Genomic DNA, 959 nt, shown 5'->3' with positions numbered 1-959 from the left:
AAAATCAAGAAAGGCAAGCTACGTGGTATTGAGTCTCAAGGGATGCTGTGCGGCGCTTCTGAGATTGATCTCGAAGATAAAATTGACGGTCTGTTAGAGCTACCAGACGACGCAGCTGTGGGTGTCAACATTCGTGAATATCTGGATCTTGATGACAATGTGATTGACATCAGTATCACGCCGAACCGTGGTGACTGTTTCAGCATTCGCGGGATCGCACGTGAAATTGGTGTGATTAACCAATTGCCAGTGACTGCGCCTGAAATTAAAGAAGTGACTGCAACCATTGCTGATGAAAAGCAGGTTGTAGTCAGCACTGAAGGCTGTCCACGTTACTTAGGTCGTGTGATCAAAAACGTCAATACCAAGGCAGCGACTCCTGTATGGATGGAACGCGCATTAGCACGTTCAGGTATTCGTCAGCACAGTATTCTGGTCGATATTACCAACTATGTCTTGATGGAGCTGGGTCAACCGTTACATGCATTTGATGCTGCTAAGGTGCAAGGCGCAGTCCATGTACGTCAAGCCATTGCGGACGAAAAACTTGTGCTTTTAAACGAGCAAGACGTTGAGCTTTCTGACAACGTGATGGTGATTGCGGATGACGAAAAAGCATTGGCGATTGCCGGTATCATGGGTGGCCTGTCTTCAGCAGTCAGTGATGCAACCACTGAAATTTTCCTGGAATCTGCTTTCTTCGCACCATTACATATTGCCGGTCGTGCCCGTAGCTTTGGTTTACATACGGATGCCTCACAACGTTATGAACGTGGTGTGGACTTTGAATTGCCATTAATTGCAATGCACCGTGCATCTCAGCTTATTTCTGAGCTGGCTGGCGGTGAATTCGGACCAATCACCGTGGCGGAAAAAGCTGAACTTTTGCCAAAACGTGATGCGATTGAATTAAACCAAGCTCAAGTCGATCAGTTATTAGGTTATAAAGTTGAAAGCGA

General features: G+C 46.5%; 1 protein-coding gene. It reads left to right on the top strand.

Annotation, left to right across the window (positions count from 1 at the left end):
* Positions 1-959 (top strand): phenylalanine--tRNA ligase subunit beta (locus tag B3R79_RS04755; RefSeq protein WP_293694050.1); only part of this gene is annotated, 959 nt, incomplete at both ends.

The sequence above is a fragment of the Streptococcus sp. UBA3373 genome (assembly GCF_002360305.1).
Lineage (GTDB): Bacteria > Bacillota > Bacilli > Lactobacillales > Streptococcaceae > Streptococcus > Streptococcus alactolyticus.
The sequence above is the reverse complement of the archived record's forward strand: the minus strand, read 5'-3'. Positions and strand labels throughout refer to the sequence as shown.